Genomic DNA, 16,748 nt, shown 5'->3' with positions numbered 1-16,748 from the left:
CGCGTCACTCCAGTCCGGCCACTAGACTGCCGGGTGGCAGTTCTTCTACGGCGCGTCGCGCTGCCGAGCTATAAAGGAGCGTGGCAGGTTCGGAAATCTTGCAGGTTTCATGGTCCGAAAGATTGATGGCGATCGACAGGATTGATCCATCGTCGAGTTTCCAGCGCGCTAGTACCGATTTGTCGCCGATCACGCTGGCATCGAGGCTGTGCACATTCGAGAGCCTTGGCACGAGAAAGCGCTTGCGCAGGGAGAGGAGAGTATGGGTGCGGTCAAGCCAGATACGCCCATCCAGCGTGGCGCGCTCATCACGATCCGGGCGCGATTGGTCGAAGGTCGAGAGCGCGTTGGGGTCAGGAATGGTCTTGCGCTTTTCGGGATCCTGAAACGAGGCGAATTTAGCAAATTCCTTGCGTCGGCCCTCGCGCACGGCGTCTGCCAGTTCATTATGAAAATCGCAGAAGAAAAGGAAGGGTGTGGTGCAGCCCCATTCCTCCCCCATGAACAGCATCGGGACCATGGGGCTCAGCAGCAAAAGAGCATAGGCCGCATGAAGGGCTTCGGGCGCTGCGAGTGAAATCAGACGCTCGCCCATGGCACGGTTGCCGGTCTGGTCATGGTTCTGCAGGAAGAGAATGAATTTGGTTGCGGGCAGGTCGCCGCTCGGCATGCCGCGTTTCTTGCCCGAATACGGGTTCATCTCTCCCTGATAGGCAAATCCCTCATGCAGCACGCGGGCAAGTATGCGAGTGGGGTTATCGGCGAACATCTCATAATAGCCCTCCTTCTCCCTCGTGAGCATGACATGCAGCACGTTATGGCCGTCATCATTCCATTGAGCGGTATAGCCATCACGCAGAAGGCCTGCGTCGTTGTTTTCGTTTTCGAGAATGAGATGCACGTAGCGACCGGGCTCGATTGCCCCAGTGACGCGCTTGCGCAGCTTGCCGAACCACGCATGATCGGTAATGGCTGAGGCTGCATCAATGCGCACACCGTCAAACCGGAATTCCATCAGCCAGTAGAGCACATTGTCAATGAAGAAATCGGCCACTTCAGGCTTGGCAAAGGCAATGCCAGTACCCCAGGTGGAATTGTTGTCGTGATCGAAAAACGCTTCGGCGTATTCGTGCAGGAAATTCCCGTCCGGGCCGAAATGGTTATAGACCACATCCAGCAGCACCATCATACCTTTGGCATGCGCCGTGTCGATGAGCCGCTTCAGTGAATCAGGGTCACCATAGGCCTGCGTCGGGGCGTAGGGCAGGACACCATCATACCCCCAGTTGCGCGTGCCGCCGAAGCTGTTGACGGGCATGATCTCGATGGCCGTGATACCCAGCGCCTTGAGTTCGTCCAGACGATCGCGCACGCCATCAAAACCGCCGAGCAAGCCGGCATGGAGCTCGTAAATGACAGCTTCGACCCAGGGGCGGCCAGCCCAGTTCCGTGTTTTCCAGATATAGGAAGACGGGTCTGTCACCACGCTCGGACCATGCACGCCATCCGGCTGGCTACGACTGGCCGGATCGGGAACGGCAAGATCGTCGCGTACGCGATAACGATAGCGGGCACCTGACGGACATGACGTTGTCAGGGTGAACGTACCGTCAGATTCGGCCTGCATGGGCAGGGGCGCCTGGTTTTCCAGTTCGAGGCTGACGGCCTCGCATGACGGTGCCCAGAGCGCGAAACGTGTTGTTCCGTCACTCTGGGGGGTGGCACCAAAACGGGTCTGGTAGAGATACGCTTCTGGCATTGGTGCCTCCGGTCGGGGAAGGGTCAGCCGTGTTTCGGGACGAGATACAGAACGGCGAGAGGAGGAAGCGTCAGGACGAGTGAATGTTCCATGCCATGAGCAAATTCTTGCCGCGCCATGACGGGATTGTCATGAGATACGCCAGAGCCACCCAGCTCGCTGCGGTCGGTATTGACGCGTTCGACCCACGCCCCACCACATGGCACGCCGATGCGATACTCGTGGTGGACCACTGGCGTCATGTTGCACACGACGAGAACAGGGTTAGCCCCCGGAGCCTGACGCAACCAGGCGAAAACCGTATTTTCGGTATCGTCTGCGATGATCCATCTGAAACCGTCATGGTGGTAATCATGAGCGCTGAGCGCGCGTTCCTCGCGATAGACCGCGTTCAATAGGCCGACCGTATCGTGCATACCCTTGCCAAGATGATCGTGCAGACGGTTCCAGGCGAGTTCACGGTCATTATGCCACTCTTCCCACTGGGCGAGCTCACCGCCCATGAAGAGCAGCTTCTTGCCCGGATAGGCCCACATCAGGGCGTAATAGGCGCGCAGATTGGCATGTCGCCGCCAGTCATCACCCGGCATGCGCGACAGGAGGGATCCTTTGCCGTGCACGACCTCGTCGTGAGACAGCGGCAAAATGAAATGCTCGGTATAGGCATAGACCATGCCAAAGGTGAGGTCTGACCCATGATAGCGCCGCCATAGCGGATCCTGCTGCATGTAGCGCAGCGTGTCGTGCATCCACCCCATATTCCATTTGAAGCGAAAGCCCAACCCACCGACCTCAGGAGGCGCAGTCACACCCGGCCAGGCCGTCGACTCCTCGGCAATCAACGCAGCGTCATGGCAGTAATCGCGTATGATTCCGGAGAGCTCGCGCATGAAATTCACGGCCTCCAGATTTTCACGGCCGCCATAGACATTGGGACGCCACTCGCCTTCCTTGCGGCTGTAATCGCGATAGAGCATGGAAGCCACCGCATCGACACGCAGGCCGTCGATGTGAAAATTTCTCAACCAGTAGAGCGCACTGCCGGTCAGGAAATTGCGAACTTCCGTACGCCCGAAATTGTAGATGAGCGTGTGCCAGTCCTGATGGTAGCCCTCCATCGGGTCAGAGTGCTCGTAAAGATGCGTGCCATCGAACAGGGCCAGCCCGTGGGCATCTGCCGGAAAATGCGCCGGTACCCAGTCCATGATGACACCGAGCCCCGCTTGATGGCAGCGGTCCACAAAGCGCGCGAATTCGGCGGGCGTGCCATGGCGCGAGGTTGGCGCATACATGCTGAGAGGCTGGTAACCCCACGAGCCCGAAAAGGGATATTCCGTGATCGGCATCAGCTCGATATGGGTGAAGCCGAGCTCGGTGACATAAGGAATGAGCTTGTCACCCAGATCATTCCAGCTCACATAGCCGGTCGGGCTGTTCAGGCGCTGCCATGAAGGCACGTGCAGTTCATAAATCGAGATCGGTGCCTCGAGCGACTGCCGTGCCGCGCGCTGCGCCATCCAGTCCTGATCCTGCCAGTCATGCTCGAGCGGTGGGGCCACGATGGAGGCTGTGGCCGGGGGGAGCTCGGCATAACGGGCATAGGGGTCCGCTTTGGCGGGCAGAATAACACCCCCTTGTGCCATGATCTCGAATTTGTAGCGCTCGCCAGACCCGATGCCCGGAACGAACAGCTCCCATATCCCTGCGCTATGGCGCAGGCGCATGGCATGACGACGCCCATCCCAGATGTTGAAATCACCGATCACCGACACGCGATGGGCATTGGGCGCCCAGACGCTGAATCGCACACCCGATACGCCGTCGATCTCACAGATATGGGCGCCCATAATCCGGTCGACATCGCGATGATTGCCCTCAGCAAAGAGGTAGAGATCAAGATCGCCAATCAACGTGCCGAAGCTGTAGGGATCGTGTGTTTCCTGCCAGCCATCAGCCCACAGAATGCGCAGGCTGTAGCGTGTGGAGGTCGCGGCTATGGTCGCCTTGTAGATGCCGCGCTCATCGATGCGGTCCATCTTCTTTTCGAGCGGGGGCTTGTTCTTGCGTTCAGCCAGCAGCCTGACCTCGACGGCATCAGGATAGAACACGCGTACGACCCCGTTACGCCCTTCGCGATGGCGCCCGAGGTACGAGAACGGATCACGGGCGCGCCCCTCCACAATCTCGTCGATCAGGTGCTGCTCCTGAGGCTTGCTGGCGTTGATCGCGGGCTTGGACGTTTCTGTTTCAGTCATGGAAAGTACGATCTCGCCTCGGCAATATGCAAGGATTTGAGGCTCTGCGGACCGGATGGCCCGAAGAGGGAAGGGAGAGAGTGCAGGCGGGGTAGCTCAGAGGCCAGTGCCGAAGCGCGGGAGATCGGTACGCCCAAGTCCGGGATTGCGTGGCCGGCTCTGCGGCATTCTGGCTGTACGGGTGAAGGCGCTGTTGGGAGCAGAGGGCGCGCCGATATCACTCAGTCGTGGCGCGATCTCGCCTTCTCCAATCGATCTGGCGGGTGCGCGGCCCGCCATCTCCAGCAGGAGACGCGCATAATGGGCGGCTTTCCCATGCCAGGAGACATCATGCAGCGAGCCATTACGCTGCAGGCGCGCCCATACCGACTTTTGCCTGTATAATTTCTGCGCATGACGGATGGCCCGATAAAGTGCATCACCCTTAGTCGGGGAGAAGAGGATACCGTTCGCTACACCTTCCTCGATGGCAGCCGCATTGGCGTCGACAATGGTATCGGTCAGCCCACCTACCCGTGCAGCAATCGGCACGGAGCCATAACGCAATGCATGAAGCTGTGTGAGGCCGCAGGGCTCGAAGCGCGATGGAATGAGTGATGAGTCCACTGCCGAGTGAAGTCGATGACCAAGCACCTCGTCATAGCGCAGATGACAGACCAGATTGCGCGGATAGCTCAGTTGCAGGGAACGGAAACTCTGCATGATGTCACTATCGCCGACACCAACTACGGCGAGTTGTATGTTGGCCTGAAACAGGCGGGGAGCAATCTCGGCGAGGATATCGACGCCTTTTTGCCGTGTGAGGCGGCTGACAATACCCAGCAACATCGCATTGGGATCTTGCGGCAAGCCGAACTCTGCCTGGAAAACACGTTTATTGGCGCGGCGACCTGCAATGTCACCTATTGCATACGGGAAGATGACCGCAGGATCGGTAAGGGAGTTCCAGTCATGCAGGTCGATACCATTGAGAATGCCGTGAAGGTCAGCGGCGCGGGCACCCAGCAGGCCCTCGAGACCCATGCCGTTCTCGGCCGTCTGTATCTCTTCTGCGTAGGTCGGTGACACCGTTATCAGCTTGTTAGCAAGCTGCAAACCAGCCTTGAGATAGCCGACCTTGCCATAGAATTCGACGCCATCGACATTGAAGGCGTGGTCGGGCAACCCGATGCGTGTCAGAACCTCGCGCGGAAAAAGGCCTTGGAAGGCCATGTTGTGAATGACATGCGCAACAGGGGGTGCCCGAAGATTGTCATAGCGCAGATAGGCGCTGACCAACCCCGCCTGCCAGTCATGTGTCATGACAACATCGGGCTGCCAGTTCGCAAGGCACCCTTGGGCGATGCAGGCTGCCACGCGCGAAAGCACAGCAAAACGCATGTCGTTGTCAAACCAGTCCCGCCCATCGGGACCCAGATATGGCCCCCCCGGACGATCGTAGAGTTCACTTGAATCGATGACGTAAAGATGCTGCCCCTGAGCCGTGCCCTCCCACAGGGTTACGCGATAGCCCAGCATGTCGTTGAATACATAGGCCTGCACTTTCTGCGTGAGGGCTCTCATTACTGCTGGATAGCCGGGCAGGATTGTTCGTGTGCGCACACCGTGATGACGCAGTGCCGTCGGAAGCGAAGCAGCTACATCCCCCAGACCTCCCGTTTTGACAAAGGGAAACATTTCTGCGGTGACAGAAAGCAGCTGCAAATCTGTCGGAAGCGCAACGATCTGTTCTGAGGGCATGACGAGCCTCGTTTTGTGGGGCGAAGAAGAAATTGCAGAGCCTTTTGGGATGCTAATACTTATGAAACGCTCCGCATCAGAAATCGTTAATAGCTCGCGTTTATGTTATCGGCACTTTCTCGTTCCATAGCGTTAGGCCCCTCGAACCCGGGTGCAGATAGGAAAAACGCCGGTCTATCGGGTCAGGATGGAAAGAAACCCATGAGTGATTCTTTTGCTAAACGCCTGAAGGAAGGAAGCCCGGCCGAGAGAGGCGCCGTCTATGACGGCAAGGGCGTCAATTTCGCAGTATTCTCTGCAAATGCTGAGGCAGTTGAAATCTGCCTGTTCGACCAGAACGGCGAGAAGGAAACAGACCGGATCCGCCTGCCGGAATATACTGATCAGGTATTTCATGGCTGGATTCCCGACCTTCGTCCCGGGCAGCTCTACGGCCTGCGTGTGCATGGCCCTTACGAGCCCGATGCCGGTCATCGCTTCAACCCGAACAAGCTCCTCCTCGACCCCTATGCACGTGAGCATTTTGGCGAGATCGAATGGAATCCCGCGCTCTTCGGCTACCAGATCGGCCATGCCGACAAGGATCTGAGCTTCGATGAGCGTGACAGCGCAGCTTACATCCCGAAATGTGTGATTACCGATCCTGCCGCTCAGAACCTGCGCCCGCTGGGAACGCGCTGGTCAGATACGGTGGTGTATGAAACCCATGTCCGGGGCTACACCCTCAATCATCCTCGCGTTCCACGGCGCCTGCGCGGCACCTATGCAGGGCTGGCCAATCGCCATGTGATCGAGCACCTGAAATCGCTTGGTATCACGACAATCGAATTGCTGCCCATCCAGAGCTTCGTCGCTGATGAGTATCTGGTGAACAAGGGCCTTACGAATTACTGGGGCTACAACACGATCGGCTTTTTTGCCCCCGACACGCGCTATGCTGCGGATCAGGATGATGCCCTGACCGAAGTGCGTCGCATGGTCGCCGCCTACCACGAGGCGGGCATCGAGGTGGTCATGGACGTGGTTTATAACCACACCGCAGAAGGCAACGAACTCGGCCCGACCCTCTCCTTCAAGGGGCTGGATAACGCGACGTATTACAGGCTCATGCCTGACAATAAGAGATTCTATATTAATGATACCGGTACGGGTAATACGTTCAACCTGACGAAAACTGCATCATTACAGTTTGTCGTTGATAGTCTGCGCTACTGGGCCAACGAAATCGGTGTGGATGGCTTCCGCTTCGATCTTGGCACCATCCTCGCGCGCGAGGTTGACGGGTTCGACAGTCAGTCGGGCTTCCTGCGCATTTGCCAGCAGGACCCGACCCTAACCCATCTCAAAATGATCGCCGAGCCCTGGGATATTGGTCCTGGCGGGTATCAGGTCGGCCAGTTTCCTCCCGGCTGGGCCGAATGGAACGACAAGTTCCGTGATACGGTGCGCGATTTCTGGCGCGGTGAGGCCAAGGCTGATGTGTTGGCGCCGCGCCTGCTTGGCAGCCCTGACCTGTTCAACCATCTGGGTCGTCAGGCCTGGGCCAGTGTTAATTTCCTTACGGCTCATGACGGCTTCACGCTGTGGGACTGCGTCTCGTATAACGAGAAGCACAACGAAGCGAATGGAGAGGACGGCAAGGACGGCACGTCGGATAACCGCTCATGCAATTACGGCGTGGAGGGGGAGACCGATGATGCAGCCATCAACGAAGTGCGCTGGCGTCAGTGCCGCAACATGATGGCGACCCTGATTTTCTCGCAAGGCACCCCCATGATCGTGGCGGGGGATGAGTTCGGCAGAACCCAGGGCGGCAACAACAATGCCTATTGTCAGAATAACGACATCTCCTGGGTTGATTGGCGTCTCAGTGAGGGGGGGGCTTGTCTTTCCAAATTCACCACGCGACTTCTCGCGCTTCGTCGACGCTTCCCGATCCTGCGTCGCGCCCGGTTCCTGACCGAGGCCTATAATCCTGAACTCGACGTTAAGGAACTGACCTGGATCAGCGCGTCCGGTGGCGACATGCAGCAGGATGAATGGTCGCTGGCGCAGTGCTTCGGGCTCATGCTGGATGGTCGGGCCCAGCCCAGCGGTATCATGCGTCGCGGCGCTGATGCCACGCTCTTGCTCATCCTCAATAGCTGGCATGATGTGGTGGAGTTCACGTTGCCCAAGGCCGAAGGAGACGAATGGAAGCTGCTGCTGGACACCAACCGGCCAGATGACGGCGAGGCGCTGGAATCCGAGCTGTTTGAGCAGGAGCAGGTTTATACCGTGACAGGGCGCTCGGTTCTTCTGTTCGAACTGATCACCAAACCTGAAGCAAGCTGAGCCTTTTCTGGCCTGGAAACTGATGATGGGCGGTGCCCTTGGAGCGTCTGTCCATCATCAGTGTTTGTATGTGTCAGCGTGGCTGTGGCGAAAGGCCTTGCCATCCTGCGCAATCATACAGGCATGTCACGATTATCGGCGATAGCCTCCATCGAGAGATAGGAGGTGACGGTGTCCAGCTCCACCTTGCTGATCAGCATCTGATAGATGCGGTCGAACGCGTTCATGTCCTTGGCGACGACCTTGAGCATGTAGTCATAATCACCCGCCAGACGGTGGAAATCCACGATATTGGGTATTGCCAGAACGGCCTCCCGAAACTGGCTCAGCCATTCGCGTGAGTGGTAGCGTGTGCGTACCATCACGAATACCGTCACACCTAGCCCTATGGCCGTTTGCGACAGCCGGACGGTCTCCCCCTCGATCACACCGCTGGCTCTGAGCGCATTTAGACGGCGCCAGCAGGCATTCTGCGACAACCCGACTTTCTCGGCCAGCCCCCGCTGGGAAAGCGATGAATCCTGTTGCAGGGCTCGGACGATAGCGCGGTCTATTTGATCCATGAAATCGAGGAAAACAGATCATTTGATAGAAAGAAAGCAGAATCTGCGATGAAATAGGGTGAGTTTTCCACCATTCCATCGCTCTATCCTGTGCTCATCCGACCACAGGAGCCTTTACCATGCTGAACCCCGATACCTGCCTCGATGATTTTGCCGTTTCGCTGAAGGGCGAAGAGGGGCTGGCAGGGCTTCGCAAAGGGGTCATTGGTGAGGGTGTGCCTGTGCCGGGGCCGTTTGGCGATCATCCGCTGCTCTATGCCGATTACGTGGCCTCGGGGCGCGCGCTTCAGCAGGTTGAAAGCTTCGTCCTTACGCAGGTTCTGCCCTACTATGCCAACAGTCATACCCAGGCGTCCTATTGCGGGCGCATGATGACAAGGCTGCGTGCCTCGGCGCGCGCTCATATCGCCCGGCTCTGCAAGGCAACGGAGGCATACAGCGTTGTTTTCACCGGCTCAGGTGCGACGTCAGGCATCAACCGTCTCGTCAGCCTTATGGGCATTACACGGGCCGTCGCTGAAGGCAAAAAACCGCTCGTTCTGATCGGGCCTTACGAGCATCACTCCAACATTCTCCCGTGGCGCGAAAGCGGGGCGGAAATCATCGAGATTGGCGAGGCCGTGCAGGGTGGGCCTGATGTGGCGGAACTCACCCGTGTGCTGGAAGCCCTCACCCCGGGACGACTGGTGGTGGCAGCCTTTTCCGCAGCCTCTAATGTGACCGGTATCCTGACCGATGTCGCGGCCATCACGACCCTGCTCAATGCGCATGGCGTGCGTTCGGTCTGGGACTATGCAGGCGGCGGGCCGTATCTCGCCATCGATATGGCAGCAGGCACGCCAGCCCAGATTGATGCGGTGGTCGTATCGCCCCACAAATTCATTGGCGGACCCGGCGCTTCAGGCGTGATGATCGTTCGTGACGCCGCTGTGGCCATCACACGCCCGAGCCTGCCCGGTGGTGGAACGGTGCGTTTTGTCTCACCCTGGGGGCATGATTATTCCGATCGCGTGAGCGACCGTGAGGAAGCGGGCACACCCAATGTGGTGGGCGATATCCGGGCGGCGCTGGCATTTCTGGTGAAGGACGCCATCGGTCAGGATTTCATGGATGAACGTCATGCCGAACTGCGCGCGCGGGCGCTGAAGGCATGGGGCGACGTGGCAGAGATCGAACTGATCGGCGCCTCAGCCGACAAGCCGGCTCTGCCCATCTTCTCCATGCGCATCCGCGATCATCAGCGCGGCGGTCATATCCATCAGCAGCTTTTTACTCGCTTGCTGTCCGATTGCTACGGTATTCAGGCACGTGGCGGCTGTGCCTGCGCCGGGCCCTATGCGCATCGTCTGCTCTCCATCGATGAGCCTGCCTCGGCAATCCTGCGCCGCGAGATCCTGTCGGGTCATGAAATCGAAAAGCCCGGCTGGACCCGGCTGAACTTCAGCGTTCTGATGAGCGACGAGAAGGTGGATCGGGTCATCAACGCGGTGGCGACGCTTGCGCGACAGCCATACCCGATGGCCGATATCTATCGTTGTGACGAGCAGACAGCCCGCTTCGAAGCGCTTTCAGCCTGAAGGGCAACCTCTGCGGGGGCGCATAAGGCAAACCCTGTGTCCCGCCAGGCTCTGGCCCGGCGGAATGGCCGTCAGGATATCAGGCGTCCTCTTCGGTCTCGTTCTGGGCAATCTGAAAGGCCCCGGCATTGAGCTTCGAGGCGGCATGATGCCCGAGCGATACCGCGCCAAGGCAGAGCACGGCTGAAAGAATGATGTTGAGCATGGCGCGGCCCCATGCATCGGCACGCATCAGATCCAGAGTCTGGAGGCTGAATGACGAGAAGGTGGTGTACCCTCCGCAAATCCCGACCATGACAAAGAGCCGCATGTTTTCCGAAACGGGAAAGCGGCCATGGGCGAGCGTCAGCGTACCGAAAAAACCGATGACGAACGACCCGACCGTATTGATGGCCAGGATCGTACCCCACGGCATGGAGCGGCTATAGGGCGCGGTCGCGACAGAGACGAGATAGCGCCCCAGCGTGCCAAGGGCCCCGCCGAGCATGACGAAAAGACAGGCGGTGAAGGACATGAGAGAGAATAGCTCCGGTCTGGTTCGTCGGGATCACCGCCTTATCATAGGGTGGCCGAGGCTTACAGGGCTGTCTCGCGCGGCATGACCTTCCTGAGCCGGTACAGGCCCAGTGTCTCGATGCTTGCCCCAGCGCCTGTCGCCTCAAGCTTGAGGAAGCTGAGCGGGTTGGCCGGAAAGAGCAAGGCAGTTCCTACCGAAAGGCCACCATTGGCGAAGACCTCAAGCGTGCAGGCATCAAGCACGAGACGTATGTCGAAATGGCGGTCATCGGCATTGAGAGGGGTTGAGAACTGCCCGGTAAAGAAAGGCTGCTTGAAACCATTGAGATCGGCTCGGTCAATCCAGAGCTGACCGCTGAAGGCGTCAAAACCGATGGTCAGGTTTTCGCCCATATCATTGCCGAACACGATAACGAACCGGCCCGTGCGCCCCTTGTCCCCCAGCGGCAGATTGGGGGGCATCTGGTCAACGGTCGCGTTCAGGACCAGTTCGAGCGCCACGCATTGCGGGAGGGGTACCGAGGCACTGGCACCGGCGGCCAGACGCTGGCAGGTGAAAGCGATGGGCGCTTCACGCAGGGTTTCCAGCCCTCTCGGGGTTTGGGCGAGGCGCAGCCAGCCGGCTGAGTCATGGCGCAGTGTCATGAGCCGGGGCAGGGTCATGCAGCCGCGCCAGCTCTGGGTCGGAAGTTCCTGACAGTACTGCCAGTTGCCCAGCCAGGCGATGGAGACGGCCTGCCTGCCTGGCATGTTCTGGTAACACTGAAGGGCATAGGCATCCTTGGCGAAATCCGTCAGCCCGATCACGGTGTCATCGGGGGTGAAGCGACTGCCATCGAAGCTGCCAACGAAATACTGGGTGATGCTGCCCCCCGTTGGCCCACCGGGATTGACCGAGATGAACAGAACCCAGCGTGACCCGCCGCCTTCAACGGGAATCTCGATCAGATTGGGGCATTCATAATCGACGCCATACAGGCCGGACGGACCAAAATCGCTGAGATGCACCCAGTGCCGGAGGTCGATGGAGGCGTAGAATGCAATCTGATGCAGGCGTGACTTTGCAACCACCATGACCCATTGCCGGGTGGGTTCGTGAAAGATCACCTGCGGATCACGAAATGAGTTGCTGCCGATATCGAGCACCGGATTCTGGGCGATATCATGGAAACTCTGTCCCCCGTCCTCACTGATCGCCAGATACTGTGACTGTTTCCTGGGGGTGGCGCGGGTGTAGAGGGCAACCAGTCCACCTTGCCCCTCCTTGAACAGCCCTGAACTGTTCTGTGCGTCCAGCACGGCGCAACCGGTAAAGGCCTCGCCAGCAGGCGTTTCATTGAGCGCAATCGGCTGATCCTGCCATGACAGCAGATCCTTGCTCGTCGCATGGCCCCAATGCACGTGACCGGCATAGGGGGCAAAGGGGTCATATTGATAATAAAGATGAAAAATCGACCCATCATGAACAAGCCCGTTGGGGTCGTTCATGAAACCGCTCTCGGGTGAGAAATGGATCGTAGGGCGATAGAGGGCATCGCTTTGCGTGCGAATGACCGGATGGGCGGTGGCTCCCGGCTGGTCGGCAGGGGAGGGATGCGAGGCGTTGGGCTCGGCCTTTCTTTCCTTGTCCGGTGCCTTGGGTACCGCCACAGGGCCGGGCGCAGCCTGCGCGAATGCCGCTCCCATCAGGCCACCACCGGTCGCTGCAAGCGAGGCAAGGGCCCGTCGGCGGCTCATTCCGGGGAAAACGGGACGCTCGGTCATCAGAACTCTTTCTGTCGGCATTGGGGGAAGGCCGGGGCGCAGCCCGATGGGAAATCAGCATAGGTCAGCCATGACCCAGCGCCAAACGCGGTCGCCACGGAGTACCCCGCTCCAGTGCCGTGCCAGCTCGCAAAGGCTCACTCCCAAATCGAAAATCACGGAGTGGTGTTCTGTTCACGCAAGAAATCATCATTTTTTGTGAAGAACAGACCTATTTCATGAGATCGTGTCGTTATATCTAACAGTTCTGTCATGTTCGCGTATCGCTGGAGCATGTCGGGATCTGCAAGGAATGACGAGATGGCACAGGCACTGGTTCTGGAAGAGCGTGGCAGACTGTCCCTGCGGGACATTGCCCTTGATGACACGCTTGGCCCTGATGATGTGCGTATTGCCATCCATACGGTCGGGATCTGTGGGAGCGATGTGCATTACTACACGCATGGCGCTATCGGGCCGTTTGTCGTGCGCAAGCCCATGGTGCTCGGGCATGAGGCCTCGGGGACAATCACTGCGCTGGGCAGCCGGGTTACGGGGCTGAAGATCGGTGATCGTGTGTGCATGGAGCCGGGTATCCCCGACCCGCAATCGCGTGCCTCCCGTCTGGGGCAGTATAATATCGACCCTGCCGTGCGCTTCTGGGCAACCCCACCTGTGCATGGTTGTCTGACCGCCTCTGTCGTGCATCCAGCGGCTTACACCTACAAACTGCCTGATCGTGTGAGCTTTGCTGAAGGGGCAATGGTCGAGCCGCTGGCGGTCGGCGTTCATGCCTGCGTCAAGGCACGCCTGCAGCCCGGCGACGTCTGTCTGGTTACAGGGGCAGGACCAATCGGAATCATGACTGCGCTTGCGGCGCTGGCCTCCGGGGCGAGCCGGGTTTTCATCAGCGATTTCTCGGCACCCAAACTCGCTATCGCCGGACGCTATGCCAATATCGTCCCGATCAATCTGGCCGAGGCGAAACCGGCCGGGCGTATTGCTGCCGAGTGCGGTGAGGGATGGGGCGTGGATGTGACCTTCGAGGCGAGCGGGTTCGAGGGAGCCTATCAGGACGCACTGGACTGCACACGGCCTGGAGGGCGTCTGATACTGGTCGGTATGCCTCCCAGGAAGGTCGCCCTTGATATCGTTGCGGCGCAAGCCAAGGAGCTGAGCATCGAGACGATCTTTCGCTATGCCCATGTCTATGATCGTGCCATTGCGCTCATCGCTTCTGGACGTATCGACCTCAAGCCACTGATCTCCGGCAGCTATCCGCTTAGCGAAGGTATTGCGGCCTTCGAGCGAGCGGCGGATGGTAGGCCGGACGACGTCAAACTCCAGATCACCCTCTGATCTTCTGCACAGGCGAGGCACGTCTCATGTCGTATCTCAATGGTATTTCCACCGGTCATACCTCTCCTGGGCAGAATGGACGAGGGGTGCAGAACCCTGCCATTCTGGAGTTGATACCTGAGCAGAAGACCGGCAGTTTCCGTTGGCATCAGCATGATTATCCGGCAGCCATTGCCTGCTGGAACTATCATCCGGAATATGAGCTGCATTTGATCACACGCGGCGCAGGCCGTGCGATGATTGGCGATTACATTGGTGCTTTTTCAGCGGGTCAGCTTGTGCTCATCGGGCCGGATCTCCCTCATGTGTGGTTCAGTCCCCTTTGCGAAGGCGAAGTGCTCCAGGGACGCGACGTGGTGCTTCAGTTCAGCCAGAGCTGGATTGAAGGAATGATTGCGCTCTGCCCGGAGTTGTCAGGGCTGACGCGCATGCTTGCAGAGGCGGTTCATGGGCTGGAATTCACTGGCGTACAGGCTCTTGCCCATGCCGAGGCGCTCGTTGCGATGGGTGCGCAAAGCGCGGGTCAGAAACTCGCCTCTTGCGTGTCCCTTATGTTTGCGTTGTCGCAATCGCCCTGGCGGCGTCTGTCTACCGGGCGCGATCGCCCTCTGCCGGGTGGGGTCGGGGTTTCGGGTGCTGCGCGCATCAACCGTCTGGTGCGTCATCTCCTGACGACCGATCCCGCTACAATCCGCCACGAGACCATCGCCTCATCCCTCGGCATGACGCCTTCGGGTTTCTCGCGCCAGTTTCGCGCGGTGACGGGTGAGACTTTCATGAGCTTTGTGCAGAAGCTGCGGATCGGTCATGCCTGCCACCTGCTCGCAACAACCTCAATGGCGGTGACTGATATCTGCCGAGAGGCAGGGTTCAGCAATCTCTCCAACTTCAATCGCGTGTTTCTGAGTCTGCGCGGCTGCACACCGCGTCAGTTTCGCCAGCAATCGCAGCAGATCACCGCGCCTCATCTCTTGGCGCATCCCCGTACCCTTGGCGCGCCGGGCGCGTCGCCTGCAGGAGGCATGAGCCTGTCATGACCGATCTCTCCACCCGTTTTTCGCTCAAAGGCAAGGTTGCCGTCGTCACCGGGGCTTCGCGCGGGCTAGGTGTCACGATCTGCGAGACGCTGAGCGCCGCAGGGGCTGATATTGTCGCCATTGCCCGCGACGAGGCGCTTCTGGATGAGACGCGCGCGCTCGTTACCGCGCAGGGGAGGACCTGTCTCGCCATTGCAGCCGATCTGCTCGATGCACGAGCGGCAGAGCAGGCTACCGCCCGCATGCGCAGCGAAATCGGCATACCGACGATCCTCGTCAATAATGCCGGGATGAGCATACCGAAATCGCTCAACGAGCAGAGCGTCGAGGAATGGGATTCGATCCTCAACCTCAATCTGCGGGCGCCCTGGCTCATGGCGCGGGCGCTGGTGCCGGGCATGATCGATGCCGGGGGGGGCAAGATCATCAATATTAGCTCGATGGCCAGCAGCGTGGCGCTGACTGATCACGGCCCCTATGTAGCGTCCAAGGCCGGTCTGAATGGCCTGACCAAGGTGATGACCGCAGAATGGGCGCCACATAACATCCAGTCCAATGCTGTCTGTCCCACCGTGGTCTGGACGCCCATGGGCGAGCGCGTCTGGGGTGTGGGTGACAAGCTTCAGCGCTTTCTCGAAAAAATTCCCGCGGGTCGCGTCGCCACACCTCAGGAGGTGGCCGACCTGGTGCTCTATCTCGCTACCCCTGCCTCGGGGATGATCAACGGGCAGGAGATCTTTGTCGATGGCGGCTACACCGCCATCTGAACCGACAGGACCGGTCGCCTCGACCGGTTGAGCCCGGTCAGGGCGTCGCACCAACAGAGCCTGTGCCCCGGATGACAGGGCATGGAAAACTGCACCGGGCAGGGAATGCCCCATTTCGATACGAGTTCAAAATGAACAAGTTTCTCAAGACGCTTCTCGCCTCGACCCTCGTCACCGGGTCTGCGCTCTCTTTGGCTCCCGGCAAGGCGTATGCCGCCGAACCGCTCAAGATCGGCGTGTCCTTTCAGGAGATGAACAACCCTTATTTCGTAACTATGAAGGACGCGCTCCAGGATGCGGCCAAATCCATCGGAGCCACACTGATCATCAGCGATGCGCATCACGACGTGTCCAAGCAGGTCAGCGATATCGAGGATATGGTGCAGCAGGGCGTACAGATCGTCCTGATCAATCCAACCGATTCAGCGGGCGTTGCCTCCATCGTAAAGACCGTGCACGACAAGAATATCCCCATAGTCTCGGTCGATGCCCAGGCCAATGGCCCCATTGATACCTTTGTCGGATCGAAGAACTACGATGCCGGTTTCAAGGCTTGCACATATCTGGGCCAGACTATCACCAAGGGTGATGTCGGTATCATAGATGGTATTCCCGTGGTGCCGATCCTTGAGCGCGTAAAGGGATGCAAGGCCGCCCTGGCGAAATTTCCCGGTATCAAGATCGTGAGCACGCAAAACGGCAAGCAGGAGCGCGACCAGGCTCTGACGGTGGCTGAGAACATGCTGCAGGCCAATCCCGACATGAAGGGCATTTTCAGCGTCAATGATAATGGCTCGCTGGGTGTGCTGTCGGCCATTGATTCGAGTGGGCATGACGTCAAGCTTGTAAGCGTGGATGGCGCGCCCGAAGCGATCAAGGCCATTGCCAAGCCCGGCTCGCATTTCATCGGCACGGCCGCGCAATTCCCGCGACAGCAGATCCGTCTCGCTTTGGCTATGGCGCTTGCCAAGTACTGGGGTGCAGTGCCGCCCGCCACAGTGCCCGTGGATGTGGAACTGGTCGACGCCAAGGGAGCAAAGACTTTCAGTTGGTGAGAGTGAGGCGGGGCTGAGCCTCTCTTATTACCGATCTTGAGCA

The 16,748-nt window shown here is 59.1% G+C and carries 12 protein-coding genes; 6 read left to right on the top strand and 6 right to left on the bottom strand.

Annotated features, from left to right (window positions below):
- Positions 1-4 precede the first annotated feature (4 nt).
- From treZ to glgA, 3 genes are all read right to left on the bottom strand, one after another.
- Positions 5-1,759 carry a malto-oligosyltrehalose trehalohydrolase gene (gene treZ / locus ED655_RS08315; RefSeq protein WP_122049774.1) on the bottom strand — a complete coding sequence of 585 codons (1,755 nt, stop codon included), beginning with the start codon at positions 1,757-1,759 and terminating at the stop codon, positions 5-7.
- Between the two features lie 23 nt (positions 1,760-1,782).
- Positions 1,783-4,014 (bottom strand): 1,4-alpha-glucan branching protein GlgB, encoded by a 2,232-nt coding sequence (glgB, locus tag ED655_RS08310; RefSeq protein WP_122049773.1) that lies wholly within the window; start codon positions 4,012-4,014, stop codon positions 1,783-1,785.
- A gap of 96 nt (positions 4,015-4,110) precedes the next feature.
- Positions 4,111-5,754, bottom strand: coding sequence for a glycogen synthase GlgA (gene glgA, locus ED655_RS08305; protein ID WP_122049772.1), 1,644 nt, complete (start codon positions 5,752-5,754; stop codon positions 4,111-4,113).
- A 201-nt stretch (positions 5,755-5,955) separates the two neighbouring features.
- Here glgA and glgX point away from each other — a divergent pair, with 201 nt between their 5' ends.
- Positions 5,956-8,088, top strand: a complete 2,133-nt coding sequence (gene glgX / locus ED655_RS08300) for a glycogen debranching protein GlgX (RefSeq protein WP_122049771.1) — start codon at positions 5,956-5,958, stop codon at positions 8,086-8,088.
- Positions 8,089-8,201: 113 nt separating this feature from the next.
- Here the strand turns inward: glgX and ED655_RS08295 are convergent, their stop codons facing one another.
- Entirely contained in the window at positions 8,202-8,651 is a 450-nt protein-coding gene (locus ED655_RS08295; RefSeq protein WP_062165155.1) for an Lrp/AsnC family transcriptional regulator, read from the bottom strand.
- Between the two features lie 119 nt (positions 8,652-8,770).
- Between ED655_RS08295 and ED655_RS08290 the strand changes: the two genes are divergently transcribed.
- Positions 8,771-10,228, top strand: a complete 1,458-nt coding sequence (locus tag ED655_RS08290) for an aminotransferase class V-fold PLP-dependent enzyme (protein WP_122049770.1) — start codon at positions 8,771-8,773, stop codon at positions 10,226-10,228.
- Between the two features lie 79 nt (positions 10,229-10,307).
- Here the strand turns inward: ED655_RS08290 and crcB are convergent, their stop codons facing one another.
- Positions 10,308-10,742, bottom strand: coding sequence for a fluoride efflux transporter CrcB (crcB, locus tag ED655_RS08285; RefSeq protein ID WP_023979964.1), 435 nt, complete (start codon positions 10,740-10,742; stop codon positions 10,308-10,310).
- A 62-nt stretch (positions 10,743-10,804) separates the two neighbouring features.
- Positions 10,805-12,508 carry a glycoside hydrolase family 32 protein gene (locus ED655_RS08280; protein ID WP_122049769.1) on the bottom strand — a complete coding sequence of 568 codons (1,704 nt, stop codon included), beginning with the start codon at positions 12,506-12,508 and terminating at the stop codon, positions 10,805-10,807.
- Between the two features lie 300 nt (positions 12,509-12,808).
- On the opposite strand from ED655_RS08280, the gene ED655_RS08275 reads away from it, so the two are divergent.
- From ED655_RS08275 to ED655_RS08260, 4 genes are all read left to right on the top strand, one after another.
- Positions 12,809-13,846, top strand: coding sequence for an NAD(P)-dependent alcohol dehydrogenase (locus ED655_RS08275; protein WP_122049845.1), 1,038 nt, complete (start codon positions 12,809-12,811; stop codon positions 13,844-13,846).
- 26 nt (positions 13,847-13,872) lie between these two features.
- Positions 13,873-14,883 (top strand): AraC family transcriptional regulator, encoded by a 1,011-nt coding sequence (locus ED655_RS08270; RefSeq protein ID WP_122049768.1) that lies wholly within the window; start codon positions 13,873-13,875, stop codon positions 14,881-14,883.
- On the top strand, positions 14,880-15,650 hold the full coding sequence (locus ED655_RS08265; RefSeq protein ID WP_122049767.1) for an SDR family NAD(P)-dependent oxidoreductase: 771 nt from the start codon (positions 14,880-14,882) through the stop codon (positions 15,648-15,650). Before ED655_RS08270 ends, ED655_RS08265 begins: the two co-directional genes overlap by 4 nt.
- Positions 15,651-15,781: 131 nt before the next feature.
- Positions 15,782-16,705, top strand: a complete 924-nt coding sequence (locus tag ED655_RS08260; RefSeq protein WP_122049766.1) for an ABC transporter substrate-binding protein — start codon at positions 15,782-15,784, stop codon at positions 16,703-16,705.
- The last annotated feature ends 43 nt before the right edge of the window (positions 16,706-16,748 follow it).

Source organism: Asaia bogorensis (assembly GCF_900465345.1).
Taxonomy (GTDB): domain Bacteria; phylum Pseudomonadota; class Alphaproteobacteria; order Acetobacterales; family Acetobacteraceae; genus Asaia; species Asaia bogorensis_A.
The sequence above is the reverse complement of the archived record's forward strand: the minus strand, read 5'-3'. Positions and strand labels throughout refer to the sequence as shown.